Source organism: Mesorhizobium sp. Primo-A (assembly GCF_003997175.1).
In the GTDB taxonomy this organism is placed as follows: Bacteria; Pseudomonadota; Alphaproteobacteria; order Rhizobiales; family Rhizobiaceae; genus Mesorhizobium; species Mesorhizobium ciceri.
Map to the genome: position 1 here is coordinate 39,187 of NZ_RZTG01000011.1, position 19,092 is coordinate 58,278.

A 19,092-nucleotide genomic window follows, 5' to 3' on the forward strand; every position below is an offset into this window, starting at 1 on the left:
GCCCGGTGAAGCGCGTTTCATAAGCGAGCGCATCCGATTTGACTGGTCCGACAGCTTACGCGGCTTTGAAGTTCGGCCGCTAGGAGAAGATAAAGACTATGGCGACAAAGGAAAAGGAAGAGGTCGAAACCGAACGCGAAGGCGCCACCGATGGCCCTCTGCTCGACCTTTCCGATGATGCTGTCAAGAAGATGATCAAGGCCGCCAAGAAGCGCGGCTATGTCACCATGGACGAGCTGAATTCGGTGCTGCCCTCAGAGGAAGTGACCTCCGAGCAGATCGAGGACACGATGGCGATGCTGTCCGACATGGGCATCAACGTGGTCGAGGACGACGAGCAGGGCGAGGAGCCCGAGGCCGCCGACACCGCGGCCGATGCCGAGGAAGACGCCAACGAGCTGGCTGAGCAGACCGGCACCGCGGTTGCCGCCACCACCACCAAGAAAGAACCGACCGATCGCACCGACGATCCGGTGCGCATGTATCTGCGCGAGATGGGCTCGGTGGAGCTTTTGTCGCGCGAGGGCGAAATTGCCATCGCCAAACGCATCGAGGCCGGTCGCGAGACGATGATCGCGGGTCTGTGCGAAAGCCCGCTGACCTTCCAGGCCATCATCATCTGGCGCGACGAACTCAACGAATCCAAGATCCTGCTGCGTGAGATCATCGATCTCGAAGCCACCTATGCCGGCCCCGAGGCCAAGCAGGCGCCGGTGGTCGAGCGCGTCGAGGAAGCCAAGGTCGAGGACAAGCCGCGCCGTTCGCGCGACGACGAAGACGACATCACCAATGTCGGCGCCGATACGCGTGGGCTGACGGATGACGACGACGAAGACGAGGACGAAGCAAGCCTGTCGCTGGCCGCGATGGAAGCGGAACTCCGCCCGCAGGTGATGGAGACGCTCGACGTTATCGCCGACACCTACAAAAAGCTGCGCAAGCTGCAGGATCAGCAGGTCGAGAACCGTCTGGCCGCGGCCGGCACGCTGTCGCCCAGCCAGGATCGCCGGCTGAAGGAGCTGAAGGACCAGCTGATCAAGGCGGTGAAGTCGCTGTCGCTCAACACGGCGCGCATCGAGGCGCTGGTCGAGCAGCTCTACGACATCAACAAGCGCCTGGTGCAGAACGAAGGCAAGCTGCTCAGGCTCGCCGAAAGCTACGGCGTGCGTCGCGAAGAGTTCCTGAAGGAATATCAGGGTTCCGAGCTCGACCCGAACTGGACGCGCTCGATCGGCAACCTGACCTCGCGCGGCTGGAAGGAATTCACCAAGAACGAGAAGGATGCGATCAAGGACCTGCGCGCCGAGATCCAGAACCTCGCCACCGAAACGGCGATCTCGATCCTGGAATTCCGCAAGATCGTCAACCAGGTGCAGAAGGGCGAGCGCGAAGCGGCGATCGCCAAGAAGGAAATGGTCGAGGCCAATCTGCGCCTCGTCATCTCAATCGCCAAGAAATACACCAATCGCGGCCTGCAGTTCCTCGACCTGATCCAGGAAGGCAATATCGGCCTGATGAAGGCGGTCGACAAATTCGAATACCGCCGTGGTTACAAGTTCTCGACCTACGCGACATGGTGGATCCGGCAGGCGATCACGCGTTCGATCGCCGATCAGGCGCGCACCATCCGCATTCCGGTGCACATGATCGAAACGATCAACAAGATCGTGCGCACCTCGCGCCAGATGCTGCACGAGATCGGCCGCGAGCCGACGCCGGAAGAACTGGCCGAAAAGCTTGCCATGCCGCTCGAAAAGGTACGCAAGGTCTTGAAGATCGCCAAGGAGCCGATCTCGCTCGAAACGCCGGTCGGCGACGAGGAGGATTCGCATCTGGGCGATTTCATCGAGGACAAGATGGCGATCCTGCCGATCGACGCGGCGATCCAGGCCAATCTGCGCGAGACCACCACGCGCGTGCTGGCCTCGCTGACGCCGCGCGAGGAGCGCGTGCTCAGAATGCGCTTCGGTATCGGCATGAACACCGACCACACGCTGGAAGAAGTCGGCCAGCAGTTCTCGGTTACCCGCGAGCGTATCCGCCAGATCGAAGCCAAGGCGCTGCGCAAGCTCAAGCACCCGAGCAGGTCGCGCAAGCTGCGCAGTTTCCTGGATAGCTGAGACTTACCGATGCAAAGAGTTCAAGGGCGCCGATGGCGCCCTTTTTTGTTTGTGGGGCGCACTCTTGCGGGCCGGGCCCTTCGGGAGGATAATTTCGCTGTCGGATGCATTTCTGGGCGATAACCCGGATGCCCGCCCCGGCGAAGCCGCCGTGCTCCGTGGCCCCGGAGGGAGGTGTGCCATGACAAGCTACATCGTGCTGATGAACTGGACGGAGCAGGGTGCCAGAAACGTGCGCGAGTCACCGAAGCGGCTCGACGCCGCCAGAAAGCAGCTGGGAGACATGGGCGGATCGTTCAAGGCGTTCTACCTGACCATGGGCGAATACGACATGGTGGCGATGGTCGAAGCGCCCGACGACGCGGTGCTGGCGCGCTTCTCGCTGATGCTGGCGGCAGCCGGCAATGTCAGGACGCGGACGCTGAAGGCCTTTCCCGAATTGGCCTACCGCGAGATCGTCACCTCGCTCGGATAGAGCCTGTAGCGGAAGGGCCGGACCGGCTGGCCCGATACATTCTCCTTCGCGCGAGCGACCGAGCGACGTCTTGACGGCGCCCGATCGTTCGTGGTCCTTCAAGTTTGCGCTACCAACCAAATGCCGGAACTATGCTGACCGTCTGGTACAATACGCGCTGCCCGGTCTGCGATGCCGGGATCAGCAGGCAGAAGCGGCGGCTGATCGAAGCGGTCAAGGCTGGGCGGATCGAGTTCCGAGACATCAATCTTGAACCGGCAGCGCTAGCCGGATTTGGCGCGTCGCTTGAGGATATCCGCCGCCGGCTGCACGCCACCGATGCCGAGGGCCGACTGCTGGTCGGCGCCGATGTCGCCATCGCGGTATGGAAGGTCACGCCGGGCGAGGGCTGGTTGGCGACGCTGTTCGGCAATCCGGTTGCCTTGCCGCTGACACGCTTTGCCTACGATCGCTTTGCCGATCTTCTCTATGCCTGGAACCGGCGCAAGGGGCGCTGGTAGCCGAATTTATCGGTGGCCGCCGTTCGCAACGAAGCGGCCGAGACTGGAAAATCGAGCCCGCTGGTGCTGCATTCAGATACATCGTAAGATATATCTTGACTCCATCGATTGACTTGCCTAATTAAGATATATCGTACGATACAACTCAAGGAGCAATCAATGCACAAACACAATCATTTCGGGCGCGGTCATTTCGGCGAGCGCATGTTCATGCACATGGCCGGCAAATTCGGTGGCAGAGGGGGCGGCGGCTTTGGCCCGTTCGGCCACGGCGGCCGTGGTGGCGGGCGCGGCGGTCCGGGCGACATGTTCCGCGCCGGACGCATGCTGGCCGACGGCGACCTCAAGCTGATCACGCTGTCGCTGCTGGCCGAAGCGCCGCGTCACGGCTACGACATCATCAAGGCCCTGGAAGAGCGCACCAGCGGCATCTACAGCCCGAGCCCGGGCGTGGTCTACCCGACGCTGACCTTCCTGGAAGAGGCCGGCTATGCCGCCTCCGCCGCCGACGGTAACAAGAAGGTGTTTTCGATCACCGAGGCGGGCCAGGCGCATCTCGCCGACAACCGCGAGATGATCGACGGCGTGCTCGACCATCTCGAGCGCTTCGGCCGCAAAATGGCCAAGGCGCGCGACTGGTTCGGCTGGAACGACGAGAGCGAAGAGGGCGGGCGTCGTGGCGGCCGCGGGGATCGTTCGGAAGCGCGCGACGAATTCCGCGCAGTCCGTCACCGGCTGCGCGCGGCTCTGGGCGACTTCGTCGACGCCCCGGCCGACAAGCAGGCCGAGGCCATCGCCATCCTCGAAGCCGCCGCCGAGGCGCTGGAAGCGCTGTCGCACAAGTAAGCTCGTCCAGCCGACCGGACGCAGCCCTTGCCCGCTGGCCCAAGGACCGATAGTGAAATTCATCCCGCGTCACTCTACATGGTGCGGGATGAATGCTGTTGGAGGAAGTCCGATGTCTTTTCTGAAGCGTCTTTTCGGCGGTGGCGGCGGCGGAACCCAGACGGCTGAGCCGACGAGTGCAGCGCCAGCCAAGCAGGTCGAGCACAAGGGCTTTCTGATCAGCGCCACGCCCTACAAGGCCGATGGCCAGTACCAGACCTGCGGCGTCGTCTCCAAGGAGATCGACGGCGTGGTGAAGGAACACAAATTCATCCGCGCCGACCGCTTTGCCGGGCTCGATGACGCCGTCGACATCTCGATCAAGAAGGGCATCCAACTGGTCGACGAGCAGGGCGATCGGGTTTTTGGGTAAGGGCCGGACCATCGCCACACCGAGCGCCCCTTAGCCGCCCGGGCCTTGCGCCACGATAGACCTATCGCTCAGGGGTTGACGTGCGACCGCCAGCGGGTCAATTCGTCCTGGCGGGATCGATCGTCATCAGGCGTGCCCTTGCCTCGATCAGGTGCCTTTGCGCGGCCCTTATCCGGCTGCACAATGCCAGATTGAGGGCGACGCCACCTTCCTCATCCAGCAAGTCGTTCGCGCACTTCAAAGAGTGCTCAGCTCTCCTTATACGCAGTCTGGCTTTGGCCGCTTCCATGCTGTGAATTTCAATCATTGCGCCGCGTCCTTTGCGGTTCCGGTCCCTTCATGGACTAAACCGCTGATGATCGCATTGGTTCCGGCCCAGGGAATATGCCCGCGGCTTCGGCTATTTCGTTGTCGTGTTGAATTCACGGTTTGCCGTGTAATCGATCACGAAGGTACCCTCGGGAGCGCGAACGCCCTGCTTCACATTTGATATAGTCACCGTTGTGGTAAGTCCCTTCTCGTCGGTGAGGCTCCATCTGCGCAGATCGAGAGATTTACTGTCGAACACCATGGAGATGCTCGAATTGCCGAAGGTCGATCTGTCGGCCAGCTTGACGGTAACTTGGGCGCCATCGTCCCTGATGCTTTTCACGCGATTGCCGGAGAAGTCGACCTTATTGTCGAGCAGCAGCTTAAGCGGCGTCTTCGAGAGAGCATAAAGCCGCGATGTCTTCAGCTTTCTGTTATAAACCACCAGGGATTTGCCATCTGCAATCACGCTGATCCCTGATTGGCCTGCATAGTTGAATCGGATCTTGCCGGGGCGTTGTAGAAAAAACCTGCCACGGGTCCTCTCCGCATTTGGACCCGACTGGACGAAGTCCCCGGACATGGACTTTACCGATGAGAGGTGATCGGCAATCGTCTTGCCATCAACAGGCGCGGCGGAGATCGCGGCGGTGGATGCCGCATACATCGCGGCAGCGCTGGCAACGGCGAACCAGCAACCCAGCAGTACTTTGATCCGATAGCCCATCGCTTATCCCACCTCCGGAGCAGGCGCGTGATCGAAAGAGATCACGCGCCTCCAGGTCAGTAACCCTCCGGGCATCGTGCAACGTAAACCCGGCCATACTGATCGCGATATCTGCACTGGCCGGCTTCGCTGGCGTGCCCGATGACGGCCCCGGCTATCGCGCCAACCGCACCGCCAACAACCGCCCCTTGCACAGGATCGCCGGCCACCGCGGCGCCTACCGCTGCGCCACCCAAGCCGCCGACGGCAGCGCCTTGTTCTGTACGGGAGCACGCCGAGAGCGGAATGAGCAGGCTCAAAATGAGCAGCGTCTTTTTCATTGGTTCTCTCCTGGGCTACTATTAGCCAAAGCTTAAATGCTCAAGAAAGCTTTTCGATCCATCGTGGGTTGCCTGTCCGTCAAGCGCCGGGCCGTGGCGGACCCGTGTGCCCTCCGGCTCAAACGCCTGCAATCGCCAAAAGCCAGGCCAGGATATCGAGCAGCAGAAACAGCAGCGCAATCTGCAGCGCCACCCGCAGCCGCTGGATAATTCGCCAGTTGCCGGCCATGTCCGCCTTGATGCGAAGCGCAAGCGCGCGGCGCATGGCCGACATCGTCGTCGGCCTGTCGCCGTCGACATATTGATCAAGCAACTCTTCGGGATCGAAGCGGAATGTGTATTGGTGGTAGGGCCAAAGCATGAAGACGATCAGCCCGCCAATGCCGAACAGCAGGGCCACCGCAATCCAGTCCCAAGGCCCAAGCCCGTTGGAAAGGGCCGCACCGCCAAGCAACGAGTTTGCGAAGGCGGTGGCGAAGACAAGGCTGCCGGCGCGGCTGCTCATGTTCTCCACAAGGGTTTGCTGTTGCGTGAGACCTCTCACTGCTTCCTGATAAATGAATGCAAGACGCGGATCGTCGTCGGTAACAGCGCTTGCGGCAATTCTGTTGCTTTCGCTTCCACTCGGATGTTCGACCATCAGGGTGTCCTCTCTGGCGTGGACTGGATGCGCGAGCTCAGTCGAGATCGCTTGCCTGCAAACGTTGGCCGTAAGCTGCCTCGCGCAAGGGGGAATCCGCAGTGAACCGAACGGGCCAGGCTGATTGCGCGCCTGGCCAGCAAGGTGTGGAAATCGACGCGGACTAAGCCGGCTGCAACTCCCTGCGCGGTAGCGGCGGAAACGCGATGGCGATGCCGACCGCGCCGAGCCCGATAAGAGCCGAGCCGATGAACAGCCAGGAATAGTTGGCGTAGGCGTCGAACACCATGCCGCCGGCAAGCGGGCCCAGCGCCATGCCGAGGCTGGACAGCATGGTGGCGGCGCCGAACACGGTGCCGAGGATGCGCTGGCCGAAATATTCGCGCGCCAGCACCGCATAGAGCGGCATGACGCCGCCATAGGTGGCACCGAAGATAACGGCCAGCATGTAGAACTGCTCAAGCCGGCTGATCGAGAGATAGGCGGCAATGACGATCGCCTGGATCGCCAGGCCCGCGATCAGCACCGGCTTGACGCCCAGCCGGTCGGCCAGCACGCCGTAGAAGAGCCGGCCGCCGAGGCCTGCCAGGCCTTCGACACTGTAGATCGAGACCGCTGCCATGGGGGCGACGCCACACAGCATGGCATAGCTGACCATATGGAAGATCGGGCCGGAATGCGCCGCACAGCAGGCAAAGAAGGTCAGCCCCAGCACGATGAACTGCGGTGAGCGCAGCGCCTTGCCGACCGTCAGGCCGGCGCCTTCGGCAACCGGCGCGGAGCCGGTATCGGCCATGACGGGCTTCGGTGGTTGGCGCACCAGCAGCACCGCCGGCAACAGCAATAGCCAGGCGGTAATGCCGATATCGAACATGGCGGTGCGCCAGTCATAGGCGGAGATCAGCCAGCGGGCGAAGGGCGAAATCGTCATCGGCGCCACGCCCATGCCGGCCGAGACCAGCGAGACGGCGAGGCTACGGTTGGTGTCGAACCAGCCTGTGGTCAGCGCGATCATCGGCGCGAAAAAGGCGCTTGCCGCGAGGCCGACCAGCACGCCATAGGTAATCTGGAAGCTCAGCAGCGAACCGGCCCGGCTGGCCAGCACCAGCGCCAGCCCGAGCAGAACCGCGCCGGTCATCACGACGATGCGGGCGCCAAAACGGTCCGATATCGCGCCCCAGGCGAAGCCGCCAAGGCCCATCACCAGGAAGTTGAGCGTCATGGCGCTCGAAATGCCGGCGCGCGACCAGTTGGTGTCGATCGCCATCGGCTCGAGAAAGATCGCCAGCGAAAACATCGTCCCGATGGCGACACAGGACATCAGCGCGCCAGCCGCGACGATGACCCAACGATAGGAAAAGCTCATTCAAATCTCCCATGCCAGAGGGCAGCGCTCAGCGCTGCTTGCATCCGAAGGACGCCGGCAGCGAGGCTGATCCTACAATCCGGTTGCATTTTTTATCCAGTCTGGCCCGACGCCGTTTTCAGCAGATCAGACCGGCAGTTCCGACGTGTATTTGATCGTTTGGCTGGGGACGTCGGTCTTGACGTTCTGCACGCCCTTGATGCGGCTCAGATGCTCCGACTGGAAGCGGCGATAGTCGTCGATGCCGGCCGCCACCACGCGCACCATGGCGTCGCAATCGCCGAGCATCAGATAGCACTCCATCACCTGCGGCAGCTTGGCGACTTCGGTGGCGAAATGCTCGATCGTGTCCTCGTCCTGCGTCTTCAGCCAGATGCGGGTGAAGAAGGTCAGACCCTTGCCGATGCTGGCCGGGTTGAGCACGGCGACGTAGCGGTCGATGACACCGGCTTCCTCCAGCAGCTTCACGCGACGCAGGCAAGGCGATGGCGACAGCCCGACCTCATTGGCCAGATCGTTGTTGGCCATGCGGCCGTCGCGCTGCAGCGCCCGCAGAATCCGCTTGTCGATCTCATCCAGCTTCATGGCTACAGATTCCATCTATTCGAAAATTTGTAACATAAAATGCCAGAACTCGGCGAAATACAACAATCTCCGCAACCAAATTGCGGACCGATTTCGGTATGTTTGCTGCCGACATCAGTTGATTTCAAACGCAGAGAAGCGGCGGCCGCGAGGTCAGCCGATGAAGACACATGAGCATTTCACAGGCAGTCGAGACGGTGGCAGATGGTTCGAAATCCGAATTCCGCCGTGGCGTGGCGTCCTGCGCGCCGGTGCTGTTCGGCACCATCCCCTATGCGCTGGTGCTTGGCGCCCAGGCGACGCAGAAAGGCTTGAGCACGGTCGAACTGTCTGCCATGACAGGGCTGAACTTCGCCGGCGGTTCGGAGTTCGCGGCGATCCAGTTGTGGACGTCGCCGCCGCACATCGTGCTCATCGTCGCCATCACCTTCCTGGTCAACAGCCGTCACCTGCTGATGGGGGCGGCACTGGCGCCGTTCCTGCGCGACCTGCCACGGCGCAAGGTGTTTCCGGCGCTTTTCCTTATGTGCGATGAAAGCTGGGCGCTGGGCTTGGCCGATGCCAAACTGCGTGCTGCAGCCGGCATCACGCCGGCCTTCAGCCCGCGCTACTATATGGGCGCGGCGCTGGCGATGTATCTCACCTGGGTGGCCTTCACCACGCTGGGTGCCTTGCTCGGTCCGATGCTTGGCCATGTCGAGACCTATGGTTTTGACATGGCGTTCCCGGCTGTCTTCCTGGTGCTGATGCGCGGCATGTGGACGGGTATGGCGGCGGCGCGGCCCTGGCTGGTCAGCCTGGTCGTTGCAGCACTGGTCTATCTCTTCGTTCCCGGTGCCTGGTATGTCGCCGCCGGCGCCATGTCGGGTCTGGTCGCGGCCTGGCTGATGGCAGGTGATGCATGATTGATGCCGTGACCCTTCTCACCATCGTGCTGATGGCCGGCGTCACTTATCTGACGCGGATCGGCGGCTATGTCGTCCTACGCAACCGCACGCTGGGCGCCCGTGCCACGGCTGTGATGGAAGCTGCGCCCGGCTGCGTGCTGATCTCTGTCATCGCACCGGCCTTCGTATCGAAGTCCCCGGCGGATCTTCTGGCGCTGGCTGTTACTCTGGCAGCCGCCACGCGGTTTTCCATGCTGCCGACCGTGCTGATCGGGGTCGCTTCGGCGGGGTTGCTCAGGCATTTCATTGGGTAGTCTAGACTACAGCCTTGGATCTATTGGCTCGCTCTCCAGCGCCAGGACGCCGAAAACACACTCGTGGACACGCCGTAGGGGCTGCCTGGCGACAAACCGCTTCAGCGCCTCGTGACCGAGCGCGAACTCCCGGAGCGCCAGACTACGCTTGCCACCTAAGCCTCGTTCCCGCAGGCGCACGAGATTGTCCGGTGCGTCGTATTCAGGGCCATATATGATGCGCAGATACTCCCGGCCGCGCACCTTCAGCGCCGGCTGGATAACCCCCTTCTTGTTCCGGCTGACGAAGTCGCGCGGCTTCACCACCATGCCTTCGCCGCCCGAGCCGGTCAGCGTCTCCCACCAGGCAACAGCCTCGGCACAAGCGCCGGCGTCGGCCAGATCTACCACCCGCCATTGTGTTCGCGTTACCACGCCGGCAGCCAGGCGCTCTGCAAGTGTCATGTGCCAAACGTGGTCATGATCGAACCAGACACGTCCCTCGCTGGCGAGCAGGTGGAATGGTGCGACCTTCAGGTCCTCGATGCCCGAGACAGGCCACACGTAAGGCGCCCAAGCGGTAGCGTATCTGGCCGCGCGCGCGGCCCGGTCCTCAAGGCGAGCGTCCAGCGAGGCCGCATCGATGCCACGCGCCATCGCACGGGCCAGCGCCTCGCGACTGGCTTGGAGGCCTGCGGCCGCAGACGTCGCTACTGGTGCATACTGGCTTTCAATCAGGCTGCTGGCCTTGGCCGACCAGGGCATGATCTCGGCGTCCAGCAGCAGCCAATCGCTGTTCAATTCCTTCCATAGGTCCACAGCCTCGACTCTGGCGCGGAGGCGGGCGAGCAGGCCCTCCGTCATGCCAGTGCCGTTGAAAAAGGAGCGTCCGGTCCGGGTCCAGATCGCGCCGGTCTCGTCGCCAGGGACCCCGAACCGGTCGCGCGCCGCCTGTGCGTCTCGGCACAGCGCGATGACTGCCCGCGAACCCATGTGCTTCTCCTCGCAAACGATTTGGGTGACGCCACGCTCGCGGAAATGGGCGAAGGCCTCCTCGGGGCGCTCCAGCCAGCCGCTTTGGCTGCTGGTCTCCGATGGCGACATCGTCGGTGGCAGATACATCAACCACTGCGGCGACAATGCGAAACGGCTCATCACCTCAAGTGCTGCCGACGCGTTCTCCTCGGCCACAACGACCCGGCCCCTCAGTTCGGTCTCGATCCAACGTCGACCAGAGACATCCTCATAGTCGAGCACCCCGTCGGCGTCGGCCTGTGCCGATCTGCCCAGACCGGAGGATCCACCTAGTGGGCGCACCGGTTCGGACCAAGTCTGGATTGCCGGCACCTCGACCAGTTCGCGTTCCGGCCAGCGCAAGGCCGTCAGTTTGCCGCCGAACACGCAACCGGTGTCGATACACAGCGTGTTGTTGACCCATTCGGCCGACAGCACCGGCGTGTGCCCGTAGACCACGGCGGTCTTGCCGCGATAGGCGGCAGTCCAATCGGCACGGACGGGCAGGCCGAATTCGTCGATTTCGCCAGTGGTTTCGCCATAGAGGGCGAACTCGCGCACAGCGCCGGAGCCACGTCCGATCATCTCTTCCTTGAGGCCGGCATGGGCGACGGCGAGGCGTCCGTCATCCAGCCAGACGTGGCTGCGCAGGCTGTCGAGGAAGGCCGGCAAAGCCTCTCGCAGGCCGCGATCCTGAGCGTCCAGCTGATCGATGGTTTGTTGCAGGCCGTGGGCAATCGTCACCTTGCGGCCCTCCAGCCAGCGGCTGAGCTTGCGTTCGTGATTGCCCTGGACACAGTAGGCGGCTCCGGCCGCGACCATGCTCATGGCGATGCGCAAGGTGTCGGGCACGTTGGGACCGCGATCGACGAGGTCGCCGACAAAGACGATCTTGCGGCCTTCCGGCGGTGTCACAGCGACGATTCGTTCGCCATGATCCTCGGACCAGGCGACGCTGTAACCGAGTTGAGCGAGCAAGGCCTGAAGTTCATCGGCGCAGCCGTGGATGTCGCCTATGATATCGAACGGACCGTGGTGGTCGCGCTTGTCGGTCCACAATGGCTGGCGCGTGACCCTGGCGGTGTCGATACTGGCCTCGCTGGTAAGCTTCCAGACCTGGCGGAAACCTTCGCGTTGCAGCCCGCCGAGGCCCTTGCGAATTTCGGTGGTCATGCGCTGGACCACGCCGGCGCCGAACGGCCGGTCGGGTCGCAACGCGTTGCGAGCGACGCAGACGTCGACACCTGGATCGATGACCACGGCGACCGGCAAGGTGTGCCACTTGCGCGCAAGTTCGATCCAGGCCTTGCGGTCAGCGGCTCGCACGTTGGTGGCATCGATGACGGCCAGCTTGCGATACTTGAGCCGTTTGCTGGCAATCTCGCGCGCCAAATCGAAGGCATCTGCCGAGACATCCTGATCAGTCTCGTTGTCGCTGACTAGCGCGCGGCAGCGATCCGAGGAGATGATTTCTGTCGGCAGGAAGTGCCTGGCGGCGAAGGTCGACTTGCCTGATCCCGTCGATCCGATCAGCACGACCAGGGCGAAGTCAGGGATGGCGAGATCGGTCTTGTCGGGCTCTCTCATCGGGTGAACACCGCCATCTGTGTCGGCGCCCCCAGGACTGGGTGCACGGCTCCGATGTCGCTGAATGCGGCGCTGTAGCCATAGGCCTTGCCGATCCGGGCCGCCCAGGCTTCAAACCGAACGCGGCTCCATTCGAAACGGTGATCCGGATGGCGAAAGGCGCCGGGAGCCAGATTGGGAAACAAGGCGTTATAATCGGCGTTGGGCGTGGTCACGATCACGGTTTTGGGCGCCGTCTCGCCGAAGACAACACGTTCGATTAGGGGCAATCTGTCTTCGTCGAGATGCTCGATGACCTCCACCAACACGGCAACATCAGCTTCTGCCCAGCGGCTGTCGCGATATGTCAGCGATCCATGCATCAGCGTGACACGGCCTTCGGGCGGTCCGCCGAACTCGTTCAGCTTGAGACGCTTGGCAGCCCGTTCCAGCTCACGAACGGCAGGGTCGAGTCCGAACATCTTGTGGACCCATCGTTCGCGCACGAGCCGATAGAGAAGCTTGCCTTCGCCGCATCCCAGATCTGCAATACTGGTCGCGCCGGTCGCGCGGATGGCTCGGACCACTGCGTCCATGCGCAGGTCATTCAGTCGGATGGGCGCCTCGAGCGCTTCCTCGGGCGCAATCCGGGCTTCGGGAGGCAGGGCCTCACCAGCCGTCTCGGGAGCCAGTCGCTCTAGGGCGATGCGGGCCAACGCACCCCGGTTGCGCAGATAACGGCGCACGATTAGGTCTTTGGCTGGGTGGTTTTCCAGCCAGCCTTCGCCTTTGGACAGCAGCTTGTCGATCTCGGCCTCGCCAACCCAGTAGTGCTTGGCGTCGTCCATCACCGGGATCAGGACATAGAGGTGATTGAGCAGGCTGCTTAGCCGGCCGGTGCCGGTCAGCCTAAGATGACCGTATCGGGGGCCGCCTGTGTTGGATCCAATAGTTTCGATCGGTGTCAGGTCAACGGACCATCCCAAGGGTTCGAACAGACCCCGCACGAGAGCCTCGCCGCCGCGCATCGGCAGCGGGGTCACCACGGTTTCGAGCGGCAGGTCGCTGTCGGCCAGTTGCTGGCGTTCCTTTGATATGCCGGTCATCGCGGTTCGCAGCGCCTTATTCAATGCCACTGACAGGAAGGACGATGCCGCATACGGGCGGTCGTTCACATACTGGTCCAACAAGCCTTCTGCCTGCCCCTTGCCTCGCACTAGCCCTATAGGGTCGACGTCTAGCAGAAGTACGGCCTCGCAACGCTCGTCGGTCGCTTCCGGATAGAACAGCCAAGCCTTGCCGAAGGATAGGTCAGTCTCGTGCAGACGTTCGGGGTGCTTGTGCAGCAAGAAGCCGAGATCTGTGGCCGGACGTTGCGTTGTAGCGACGGAAAGGAACATCGGCGACCGATAACGCAGAACAGCAGAATAACCAATGGCGTTGCGCTGCAATTTATCCAACGCAATACATCCATTTTCCACACGTAACTTTGTCGCGCCGCCAAGAAAAAGGCAGGCGCGTACGCGCCTGCCTTTTTCAATTTCGGGTGGGTGGCCGCAGCGCCTTATGCGGCAGCCGCGACGTCCCGGCTGGCGGCCACGACGGCGTCGACCTTGGCGGTCGCCTTGGCGAGCGCTGCTGTCACCGCGTCAGGGCCCATGCCGACACCTTCGATGCGGATGACATCGACATCGGTCATGCCGAGGAAGCCGAGCACGCCACGCAGGTAGGGAATGGCGTGATCGAACTGCACGGCCGCACCTTCCGAATAGATGCCGCCGGAAGCCAGCACGATATAGACCTTCTTGCCGGTGACCAGACCCTTGGGGCCGTTCTCGCCATAGGCAAAGCTCTTGCCGGAGCGGGAGATGTGGTCGACCCATGACTTCAGGGTCGAGGAGATGTTGAAGTTGATGAAGCCGGTGGCCAGGATCACCGTGTCGGCGGCGAATAGCTCGTCGAGCACGACATCGGAGACGCCGACGACTTCAGCCTGGCGCGGGGTGCGCGCTTCGGCCGGGGTATAGATGCCCGTCGCATAGTCGGCATCGATGTGCGGCAACGGATTGGCGACGAGGTCGCGCACGACGAGCGTGTTCGACGGATCGGCGGCGACGAGCTTTTCGGCGAATTCGGTGGCGATGCGGGTCGAATGCGAGGCAGCGCCGCGCGGGCTCGAAGTGACAAGAAGAATGGACATTTTGGGCTCTCTCCAGCGGTTGGAATGATTTGTCCCGCCAGATATGGGGCTTTCGATCCATTCAATAAACTGGTATATTTTCTATACGATCCATCCATAAGTTGGATATAACGATGCAGCCCAACCCGACGCTCGATCAACTTCAGATCTTTGTGACAGTCGCCGAAGCCGGCAGCTTCTCGGCCGCCGGCCGCAAGCTCAACCGGGCACAGTCCGTCATCAGCTACGGCATCGCCAATCTCGAGGCGCAGCTTGGGCTGAAACTGTTCGAGCGCGAGGGCACGCGCGAGCCGCAATTGACGGAGATCGGCCGGGCAATGCTGGAGGACGCACGGCGCATGATCGGCGTGCTGCAGCGCATCCGCTCGCGCGTCGACGGCCACCACCAGGGGCTCGAGGCCGAGGTCGCGCTGTCGGTCGACGCGACGCTGCCGTCACCGGTGCTGGTTCGGGTGCTGAAGGCATTCGAGGCGCAGTTTCCGACCGTGATGCTGCGGCTGCACATCGGCACGCTCGGCCTGATCCCCGACCATGTCGTCAGCGGTCAGGCCGACCTTGGCATTGGCGGCCTGCTGGGCGATGTCGACGTGAACCTTGTGCGCATCGGCTTCATGTCGATCGTGCTGGCCGCCGCGCCCACCCACCCGCTGGCCTTGCTGCCGAAACCGGTGGCGATCGAGGATGCGCGCGAACACACCCAACTTGTCGTCACCGACCAGTCGGAGCGCACCAAGGGGCGCGACTTCGGCGTCTATGCCTACCGTACCTGGCGGCTGACGGATGTGCGCACCAAGCATATGCTGATGCGCGAGGGGCTGGGCTGGGGCGGGCTGCCGCGCTGGCTGATATCAGACGACCTGGCGAGCGGCCGGCTGGTCGAGATCGACCTCGAATCCTTCAGGGAGGTGAGCTCGCCGCTGTTTGCCATGCATCGCAGCGATCGCAGCCCGAAGCCGGCGGCGGCCTGGCTGATCGACCAGTTCAAGCGCCAGCTCGGCTGCTTCAACGAGTTCGAACCGGGCGAGGTGCCGGATGAGGAGCACGAGACAGCCCATCGATCAGCGCCATGAGCACGGCGCGGTAATCTTGCGCTGAGGCGCCGGCCTCGATGGCCAGGGCGGCACGGTCGCAGGCGGAGCCGAGCAGTGCTGTCAGCGCGTCGGCCGGCAATCTCGTCATCGTCTGCGCCCGCATCGCCGCGACCAGCCCTTCGCGCAGAGAGCGGTTGCCGTGGCGATTGTCGATCGCGTCCATGGCGGCGCGGCCAAGCACGGCCGGGCCGTCGAGCAGCAGCAGCCGCGTGCGTCCGGGCGCGCGCATGGCGGCGAGATAGGCGTCGGAGCCGGCAATCAGCGCGTCATGGGCAAACAGCGATGGCGGCGAGGCGCGCTCGATCTCCTCGGCGACCGCTGCCGCCTCCTGCTCGACCACGGCAGCAAACAGTGCCTGCTTGTCGGCAAAATGATGGTAGAGCGCGCCGCGCGTCACGCCGGCGGCGGCGACGATCTCCGGCGTGCCGGTCTCGGAATAGGATTTCTCCGTGAACAGCTTTCGCGCCGCGGCAATCAGGTGGGCGCGCGTGGCTTCGGTGCGGTCGCGGTTGGAACGACGCGCGAAATCTTGTTGCATACATGCAGCCTGTATGTTAATTCGGTTTACATGCAGACTGTATGTTAATTGACGGGAGAAGGAAAGATGAAGACCACGAGCTATTACCCGGTGCTGATGACCGGCGACGTCGCCGGCACGGCGGCCTTTTATGTGAAGCATTTCCGCTTCCAGCCCCTGTTCGAAAGCGACTGGTATGTGCATCTGCAATCGGGGGAGGACAGAAGAGTCAATCTCGGCATCGTCCAGGGCGACCATGAGACCATCCCGGAAGAGGGGCGGGGCCGCGCTTCGGGCCTGCTGATCAATTTCGAGGTTCGCGACCCGGACGCTGTCTATGAGCGCGTCGTCGCCGCCGGCCTGCCGATCCTGCGCTCGCTGCGCGACGAGCCCTTCGGCCAGCGCCATTTCATCACCAAGGACCCCAATGGCGTGCTGATCGACGTCATCAAGCCGATCCCGCCGAGCGAGGCGTTTCTGGCGCAGTATGCGGAAGGGGTGGCGGGAGCCTGAGCGCCCGCCTCAACTGGCCCTTGCCACCGGCGTCACCGTCACCTGGCTGACACCGGTGCGGCGCACGACGGTGCACAGCGTCTCGCGGCCGATGCGTTCGGCGTCGAGCATGCGCACCAGGTCGTCGACGCCGGTGACAGGACGGCCGTCGATGGCGGCGATGATGTCGCCTTCTTTCAGGCCGGCCTTGGCCGCCGGGCCGTCCTTCTCGACGCTGCGCAGGCGAACCGCCGTGCTGGTCGAGACTTGCGACAACAGGGCGGCGCGGCGCGGCAAACTGGCAGTGTCGGCCGAGACGCCGATGAAGGCGCGGCGGACACGGCCGAAGCGGATGATCTCCGAAATGACGAAATTGGCGGTGTTGGAGGCGACAGCGAAGGCGATGCCCTGCGCGCCATGGATCATGGCGGTGTTGACGCCGATCACCTCGCCGGCCGACGAAACCAGCGGCCCGCCGGAATTGCCGGGGTTGAGCGCTGCGTCGGTCTGGATGACGTCGTCGATCAGCCGGCCGGTCGAGGCGCGCATGGAGCGGCCGAGCGCCGAGACGACGCCGGAGGTGACGGTCCATTCAAAGCCGAGCGGATTGCCGATGGCGATGGCGATCTGGCCGCGCCGCAGCCGCTTGGAATCGGCGAGCGGTGCGACATCGGCAAAGCTGCCGTCGGCGCGCACCAGCGCGATGTCGGTGTCGGGATCGCGGCCGAGCACGCGGCCTTCGCGGGAGGCGCCGTCCGGCATCGAGACGCGCACTGTCCTGGCATCGCCGACGACGTGGAAATTGGTGACGACCAGTCCGTCCGGCGCGATGACGAAGCCGGAGCCGTGACCGCCCTGGCCGCCGACGCGTTCGATGCGGCAGACGGCCGGGCCGATGCGGTCGACGGCGTCCGCAACGGTCGTCGAATATGCGTCGAGCAATGTATCGTCAGGTTCGAATTTGGCTGCGGCGAGGGCCATGGAAGGGCTCCGTATTTTTCGGGCGAAAGGATGATTTTTTTCCTGTGCGCGTCGTTGTCCCAAAACCGCTGAGCACTTTTGGGCGACACGCACTATATGTGCGGAGCGGCTGGAACCGCCGCGACCTGACCAGATGGCCAGTCAAACCGGCAACTAGCCTTCAGGCGAGTACCTCTGAACGCGCTGTCGAGCGATATCTGGGGCATGGATGAACCCAGGAGACCAATATGAGCGATTTCAATCTGAGTGCGTTTTCGCAAGCCATCGCCGATCTCGCCGCCCAGGCGGCAGCGGCAACGGCTGGCTTCGCCACGCATCATCACCGCACGGCAAGCGCCTTCCACTGGCGTGACGGTTATTTCGTCACCGCCGAGGAGGCTGTCGAGGCCGGCGAGGAGATCGAACTGACGCTGGCCTCGGGTGAGGCGGTGAAGGCAGAACTGGTCGGCCGCGATCCGTCGACTGGCGTTGCCCTGCTGAAGCCGGCTACGGCCATCAACGCCGTGCCGTTGGCCAGGGCTGACGCGGTGCGGCCAGGCAACATTGCCATCGCCATCGGCAATAGCAACGGGTCGGCTCTGGCCGTTTCGGGCTCGGTAGGCGAAGTCGGTCCGGCCTGGCGCTCGATGCGCGGCGGCACCATCGACCGGCGCATCAATCTGGCCGTCGGTGCCGGCGGCCGTTTCGAGGGCGGCCCGGTTCTCGACGCCAAGGGTGCGCTGATCGGCATGCTGCTGTTCGGGCCGCGCCACCGGGCGCTGGTCATGCCTTACGAGACGATCGAGCGGGCGGTTGCGACGCTGCGCGAAAAGGGCCATGTCGCGCGCGGTTATCTCGGCGCCGGCCTGCATCCGGTACGCGACCGCGACGCGCATGGCGCGATGGTGATGAGCCTCGATGACGATGGTCCCGCCAAGGCCGCCGGTCTCTCTCTCGGCGATATCATCGTGGCGTGGAACGGTGAGGCGGTGCATGGCCCGCGCGACCTGATCCGCAGGCTCGGACCAGACAGTGCGGGCGCTTCGGTGACGCTCGGCGTGGTGCGCGGCGGCGAACAGCGCGATGTCGGGCTGACCATCGGCGAAAAGCCGCTTTCCTGAGAGGAGTGATGGACACGCTCACCAGCGACCGGATCATGCATGACGGTGCCGTCTCGCGGCGGCTGGTGGTGCTGATTGCGCTTGGCGATGCGTCGCGCGCCGAGCGCTTGGCGGCCTCGCTGGCCGCGAGCGATGACCTGCTGCCGGTGGTGGCCGGCAGGGCTGACGTCGCCATCGTTGACGACAGCAGCGGCGGTGCCGTGCCGGCCGCCATTCCCCGGGTTCTGCTATCGGGACGCGCTGGCGAACGGCCCGCGGGCGAGGTGTTGGCCGTCCTCCAAACGGGCGCGGACGATTTGTTGATCGCTGCGGCGGCGCGGCTGGCGGCGGCCGGCTATCGGGTATCGGGCGAGCGCAGAACCGGACGCCATGAGGATTTCCATACTGGCGATGGCGAGCCGTTCGAAGATGAAGCCTCCGACGAGCATGCCGTCCGTCCTTCGCTGTCGCCGCGCGAGGCGGAAGTGCTGGCGCTGCTGGCCGAGGGCGCACCCAACAAGGTGATCGCGCGGCGGCTGAACATTTCCGTGCACACCGCGAAGTTCCATGTCGCCGCAATCCTGATCAAGCTCGGTGCCGCCAACCGCACCGACGCGATTGCCACTGCGATGCGGCAGGGGCTGGTGCTGGTTTAGTCATAAACCCTACGCT

The 19,092-nt window shown here is 63.6% G+C and carries 22 protein-coding genes; 11 read left to right on the forward strand and 11 right to left on the reverse strand.

The features are described 5' to 3' along the window. The first annotated feature begins 98 nt into the window (after positions 1–98). From rpoD to EOC83_RS20630, 5 genes are all read left to right on the forward strand, one after another. Entirely contained in the window at positions 99–2,120 is a 2,022-nt protein-coding gene (gene rpoD, locus EOC83_RS20610) for an RNA polymerase sigma factor RpoD (protein ID WP_013530149.1), read from the forward strand. A gap of 181 nt (positions 2,121–2,301) precedes the next feature. Continuing rightward, the gene (locus EOC83_RS20615; protein WP_063168777.1) at positions 2,302–2,595 is read left to right on the forward strand and encodes a GYD domain-containing protein; all 294 of its coding nucleotides are present in this window, start codon (positions 2,302–2,304) and stop codon (positions 2,593–2,595) included. A 131-nt stretch (positions 2,596–2,726) separates the two neighbouring features. Beyond that, the gene (locus EOC83_RS20620; protein WP_063168776.1) at positions 2,727–3,095 is read left to right on the forward strand and encodes a DCC1-like thiol-disulfide oxidoreductase family protein; all 369 of its coding nucleotides are present in this window, start codon (positions 2,727–2,729) and stop codon (positions 3,093–3,095) included. Between the two features lie 159 nt (positions 3,096–3,254). After that, complete coding sequence (locus EOC83_RS20625; protein WP_063168775.1) at positions 3,255–3,941, forward strand: PadR family transcriptional regulator; 687 nt, start codon at positions 3,255–3,257, stop codon at positions 3,939–3,941. Between the two features lie 112 nt (positions 3,942–4,053). Next, complete coding sequence (locus EOC83_RS20630; RefSeq protein WP_024505488.1) at positions 4,054–4,353, forward strand: HlyU family transcriptional regulator; 300 nt, start codon at positions 4,054–4,056, stop codon at positions 4,351–4,353. Between the two features lie 97 nt (positions 4,354–4,450). Here EOC83_RS20630 and EOC83_RS20635 read toward each other — a convergent pair whose 3' ends face one another. From EOC83_RS20635 to EOC83_RS20660, 6 genes are all read right to left on the reverse strand, one after another. After that, a complete protein-coding gene (locus tag EOC83_RS20635) occupies positions 4,451–4,660 on the reverse strand; it encodes a hypothetical protein (RefSeq protein WP_013530154.1) in 210 nt (69 codons plus the stop codon). 93 nt (positions 4,661–4,753) lie between these two features. Continuing rightward, on the reverse strand, positions 4,754–5,389 hold the full coding sequence (locus EOC83_RS20640) for an outer membrane lipoprotein carrier protein LolA (protein ID WP_063168774.1): 636 nt from the start codon (positions 5,387–5,389) through the stop codon (positions 4,754–4,756). A 56-nt stretch (positions 5,390–5,445) separates the two neighbouring features. Continuing rightward, complete coding sequence (locus tag EOC83_RS20645) at positions 5,446–5,709, reverse strand: YMGG-like glycine zipper-containing protein (protein ID WP_013530156.1); 264 nt, start codon at positions 5,707–5,709, stop codon at positions 5,446–5,448. A gap of 118 nt (positions 5,710–5,827) precedes the next feature. Continuing rightward, the gene (locus EOC83_RS20650) at positions 5,828–6,214 is read right to left on the reverse strand and encodes a hypothetical protein (RefSeq protein WP_082826532.1); all 387 of its coding nucleotides are present in this window, start codon (positions 6,212–6,214) and stop codon (positions 5,828–5,830) included. A 298-nt stretch (positions 6,215–6,512) separates the two neighbouring features. Continuing rightward, positions 6,513–7,715 (reverse strand): MFS transporter, encoded by a 1,203-nt coding sequence (locus tag EOC83_RS20655; protein ID WP_063168772.1) that lies wholly within the window; start codon positions 7,713–7,715, stop codon positions 6,513–6,515. Positions 7,716–7,841: 126 nt separating this feature from the next. Further along, complete coding sequence (locus EOC83_RS20660; protein WP_063168771.1) at positions 7,842–8,300, reverse strand: Lrp/AsnC family transcriptional regulator; 459 nt, start codon at positions 8,298–8,300, stop codon at positions 7,842–7,844. A 170-nt stretch (positions 8,301–8,470) separates the two neighbouring features. Between EOC83_RS20660 and EOC83_RS20665 the strand changes: the two genes are divergently transcribed. Both EOC83_RS20665 and EOC83_RS20670 read left to right on the forward strand, forming a co-directional pair. Continuing rightward, entirely contained in the window at positions 8,471–9,205 is a 735-nt protein-coding gene (locus EOC83_RS20665) for an AzlC family ABC transporter permease (RefSeq protein WP_013530159.1), read from the forward strand. Then, positions 9,202–9,501, forward strand: a complete 300-nt coding sequence (locus EOC83_RS20670; protein WP_013530160.1) for an AzlD family protein — start codon at positions 9,202–9,204, stop codon at positions 9,499–9,501. Before EOC83_RS20665 ends, EOC83_RS20670 begins: the two co-directional genes overlap by 4 nt. A 6-nt stretch (positions 9,502–9,507) precedes the next feature. Here the strand turns inward: EOC83_RS20670 and EOC83_RS20675 are convergent, their stop codons facing one another. The 3 genes from EOC83_RS20675 to EOC83_RS20685 all read right to left on the reverse strand — a co-directional run bounded on the left by EOC83_RS20675 (position 9,508) and on the right by EOC83_RS20685 (position 14,260). Then, positions 9,508–12,081, reverse strand: coding sequence for a polynucleotide kinase-phosphatase (locus tag EOC83_RS20675; RefSeq protein WP_063168770.1), 2,574 nt, complete (start codon positions 12,079–12,081; stop codon positions 9,508–9,510). Beyond that, positions 12,078–13,520 carry a 3' terminal RNA ribose 2'-O-methyltransferase Hen1 gene (locus tag EOC83_RS20680; RefSeq protein ID WP_244514334.1) on the reverse strand — a complete coding sequence of 481 codons (1,443 nt, stop codon included), beginning with the start codon at positions 13,518–13,520 and terminating at the stop codon, positions 12,078–12,080. Before EOC83_RS20680 ends, EOC83_RS20675 begins: the two co-directional genes overlap by 4 nt. Positions 13,521–13,624: 104 nt before the next feature. Further along, positions 13,625–14,260, reverse strand: a complete 636-nt coding sequence (locus tag EOC83_RS20685) for an FMN-dependent NADH-azoreductase (RefSeq protein ID WP_024505492.1) — start codon at positions 14,258–14,260, stop codon at positions 13,625–13,627. Positions 14,261–14,373: 113 nt separating this feature from the next. On the opposite strand from EOC83_RS20685, the gene EOC83_RS20690 reads away from it, so the two are divergent. Then, on the forward strand, positions 14,374–15,330 hold the full coding sequence (locus EOC83_RS20690) for a LysR family transcriptional regulator (RefSeq protein WP_024505493.1): 957 nt from the start codon (positions 14,374–14,376) through the stop codon (positions 15,328–15,330). Here EOC83_RS20690 and EOC83_RS20695 read toward each other — a convergent pair. Beyond that, positions 15,263–15,889, reverse strand: coding sequence for a TetR/AcrR family transcriptional regulator (locus EOC83_RS20695; protein ID WP_063168769.1), 627 nt, complete (start codon positions 15,887–15,889; stop codon positions 15,263–15,265). The genes EOC83_RS20690 and EOC83_RS20695 overlap by 68 nt on opposite strands. Positions 15,890–15,955: 66 nt before the next feature. Between EOC83_RS20695 and EOC83_RS20700 the strand changes: the two genes are divergently transcribed. Then, on the forward strand, positions 15,956–16,381 hold the full coding sequence (locus EOC83_RS20700; RefSeq protein WP_013530166.1) for a VOC family protein: 426 nt from the start codon (positions 15,956–15,958) through the stop codon (positions 16,379–16,381). A 9-nt stretch (positions 16,382–16,390) separates the two neighbouring features. Here EOC83_RS20700 and EOC83_RS20705 read toward each other — a convergent pair whose 3' ends face one another. Then, positions 16,391–17,341, reverse strand: a complete 951-nt coding sequence (locus EOC83_RS20705; protein ID WP_013530167.1) for a trypsin-like peptidase domain-containing protein — start codon at positions 17,339–17,341, stop codon at positions 16,391–16,393. Between the two features lie 227 nt (positions 17,342–17,568). Between EOC83_RS20705 and EOC83_RS20710 the strand changes: the two genes are divergently transcribed. Both EOC83_RS20710 and EOC83_RS20715 read left to right on the forward strand, forming a co-directional pair. Next, positions 17,569–18,441, forward strand: a complete 873-nt coding sequence (locus EOC83_RS20710) for a S1C family serine protease (protein ID WP_063168768.1) — start codon at positions 17,569–17,571, stop codon at positions 18,439–18,441. An 8-nt stretch (positions 18,442–18,449) separates the two neighbouring features. After that, positions 18,450–19,076 carry a helix-turn-helix transcriptional regulator gene (locus EOC83_RS20715; RefSeq protein ID WP_063168767.1) on the forward strand — a complete coding sequence of 209 codons (627 nt, stop codon included), beginning with the start codon at positions 18,450–18,452 and terminating at the stop codon, positions 19,074–19,076. Positions 19,077–19,092 lie beyond the last annotated feature (16 nt).

Coding starts and splice junctions, on each gene's coding strand:
- rpoD (WP_013530149.1), top strand. CDS start 99: ATGGCGACAAAGGAAAAGGAAGAGGTCGAAACCGAACGCGAAGGCGCC.
- EOC83_RS20615 (WP_063168777.1), top strand. CDS start 2,302: ATGACAAGCTACATCGTGCTGATGAACTGGACGGAGCAGGGTGCCAGA.
- EOC83_RS20620 (WP_063168776.1), top strand. CDS start 2,727: ATGCTGACCGTCTGGTACAATACGCGCTGCCCGGTCTGCGATGCCGGG.
- EOC83_RS20625 (WP_063168775.1), top strand. CDS start 3,255: ATGCACAAACACAATCATTTCGGGCGCGGTCATTTCGGCGAGCGCATG.
- EOC83_RS20630 (WP_024505488.1), top strand. CDS start 4,054: ATGTCTTTTCTGAAGCGTCTTTTCGGCGGTGGCGGCGGCGGAACCCAG.
- EOC83_RS20635 (WP_013530154.1), bottom strand. CDS start 4,660: ATGATTGAAATTCACAGCATGGAAGCGGCCAAAGCCAGACTGCGTATA.
- EOC83_RS20640 (WP_063168774.1), bottom strand. CDS start 5,389: ATGGGCTATCGGATCAAAGTACTGCTGGGTTGCTGGTTCGCCGTTGCC.
- EOC83_RS20645 (WP_013530156.1), bottom strand. CDS start 5,709: ATGAAAAAGACGCTGCTCATTTTGAGCCTGCTCATTCCGCTCTCGGCG.
- EOC83_RS20650 (WP_082826532.1), bottom strand. CDS start 6,214: ATGAGCAGCCGCGCCGGCAGCCTTGTCTTCGCCACCGCCTTCGCAAAC.
- EOC83_RS20655 (WP_063168772.1), bottom strand. CDS start 7,715: ATGAGCTTTTCCTATCGTTGGGTCATCGTCGCGGCTGGCGCGCTGATG.
- EOC83_RS20660 (WP_063168771.1), bottom strand. CDS start 8,300: ATGAAGCTGGATGAGATCGACAAGCGGATTCTGCGGGCGCTGCAGCGC.
- EOC83_RS20665 (WP_013530159.1), top strand. CDS start 8,471: ATGAGCATTTCACAGGCAGTCGAGACGGTGGCAGATGGTTCGAAATCC.
- EOC83_RS20670 (WP_013530160.1), top strand. CDS start 9,202: ATGATTGATGCCGTGACCCTTCTCACCATCGTGCTGATGGCCGGCGTC.
- EOC83_RS20675 (WP_063168770.1), bottom strand. CDS start 12,081: ATGAGAGAGCCCGACAAGACCGATCTCGCCATCCCTGACTTCGCCCTG.
- EOC83_RS20685 (WP_024505492.1), bottom strand. CDS start 14,260: ATGTCCATTCTTCTTGTCACTTCGAGCCCGCGCGGCGCTGCCTCGCAT.
- EOC83_RS20690 (WP_024505493.1), top strand. CDS start 14,374: ATGCAGCCCAACCCGACGCTCGATCAACTTCAGATCTTTGTGACAGTC.
- EOC83_RS20695 (WP_063168769.1), bottom strand. CDS start 15,889: ATGCAACAAGATTTCGCGCGTCGTTCCAACCGCGACCGCACCGAAGCC.
- EOC83_RS20700 (WP_013530166.1), top strand. CDS start 15,956: ATGAAGACCACGAGCTATTACCCGGTGCTGATGACCGGCGACGTCGCC.
- EOC83_RS20705 (WP_013530167.1), bottom strand. CDS start 17,341: ATGGCCCTCGCCGCAGCCAAATTCGAACCTGACGATACATTGCTCGAC.
- EOC83_RS20710 (WP_063168768.1), top strand. CDS start 17,569: ATGAGCGATTTCAATCTGAGTGCGTTTTCGCAAGCCATCGCCGATCTC.
- EOC83_RS20715 (WP_063168767.1), top strand. CDS start 18,450: ATGGACACGCTCACCAGCGACCGGATCATGCATGACGGTGCCGTCTCG.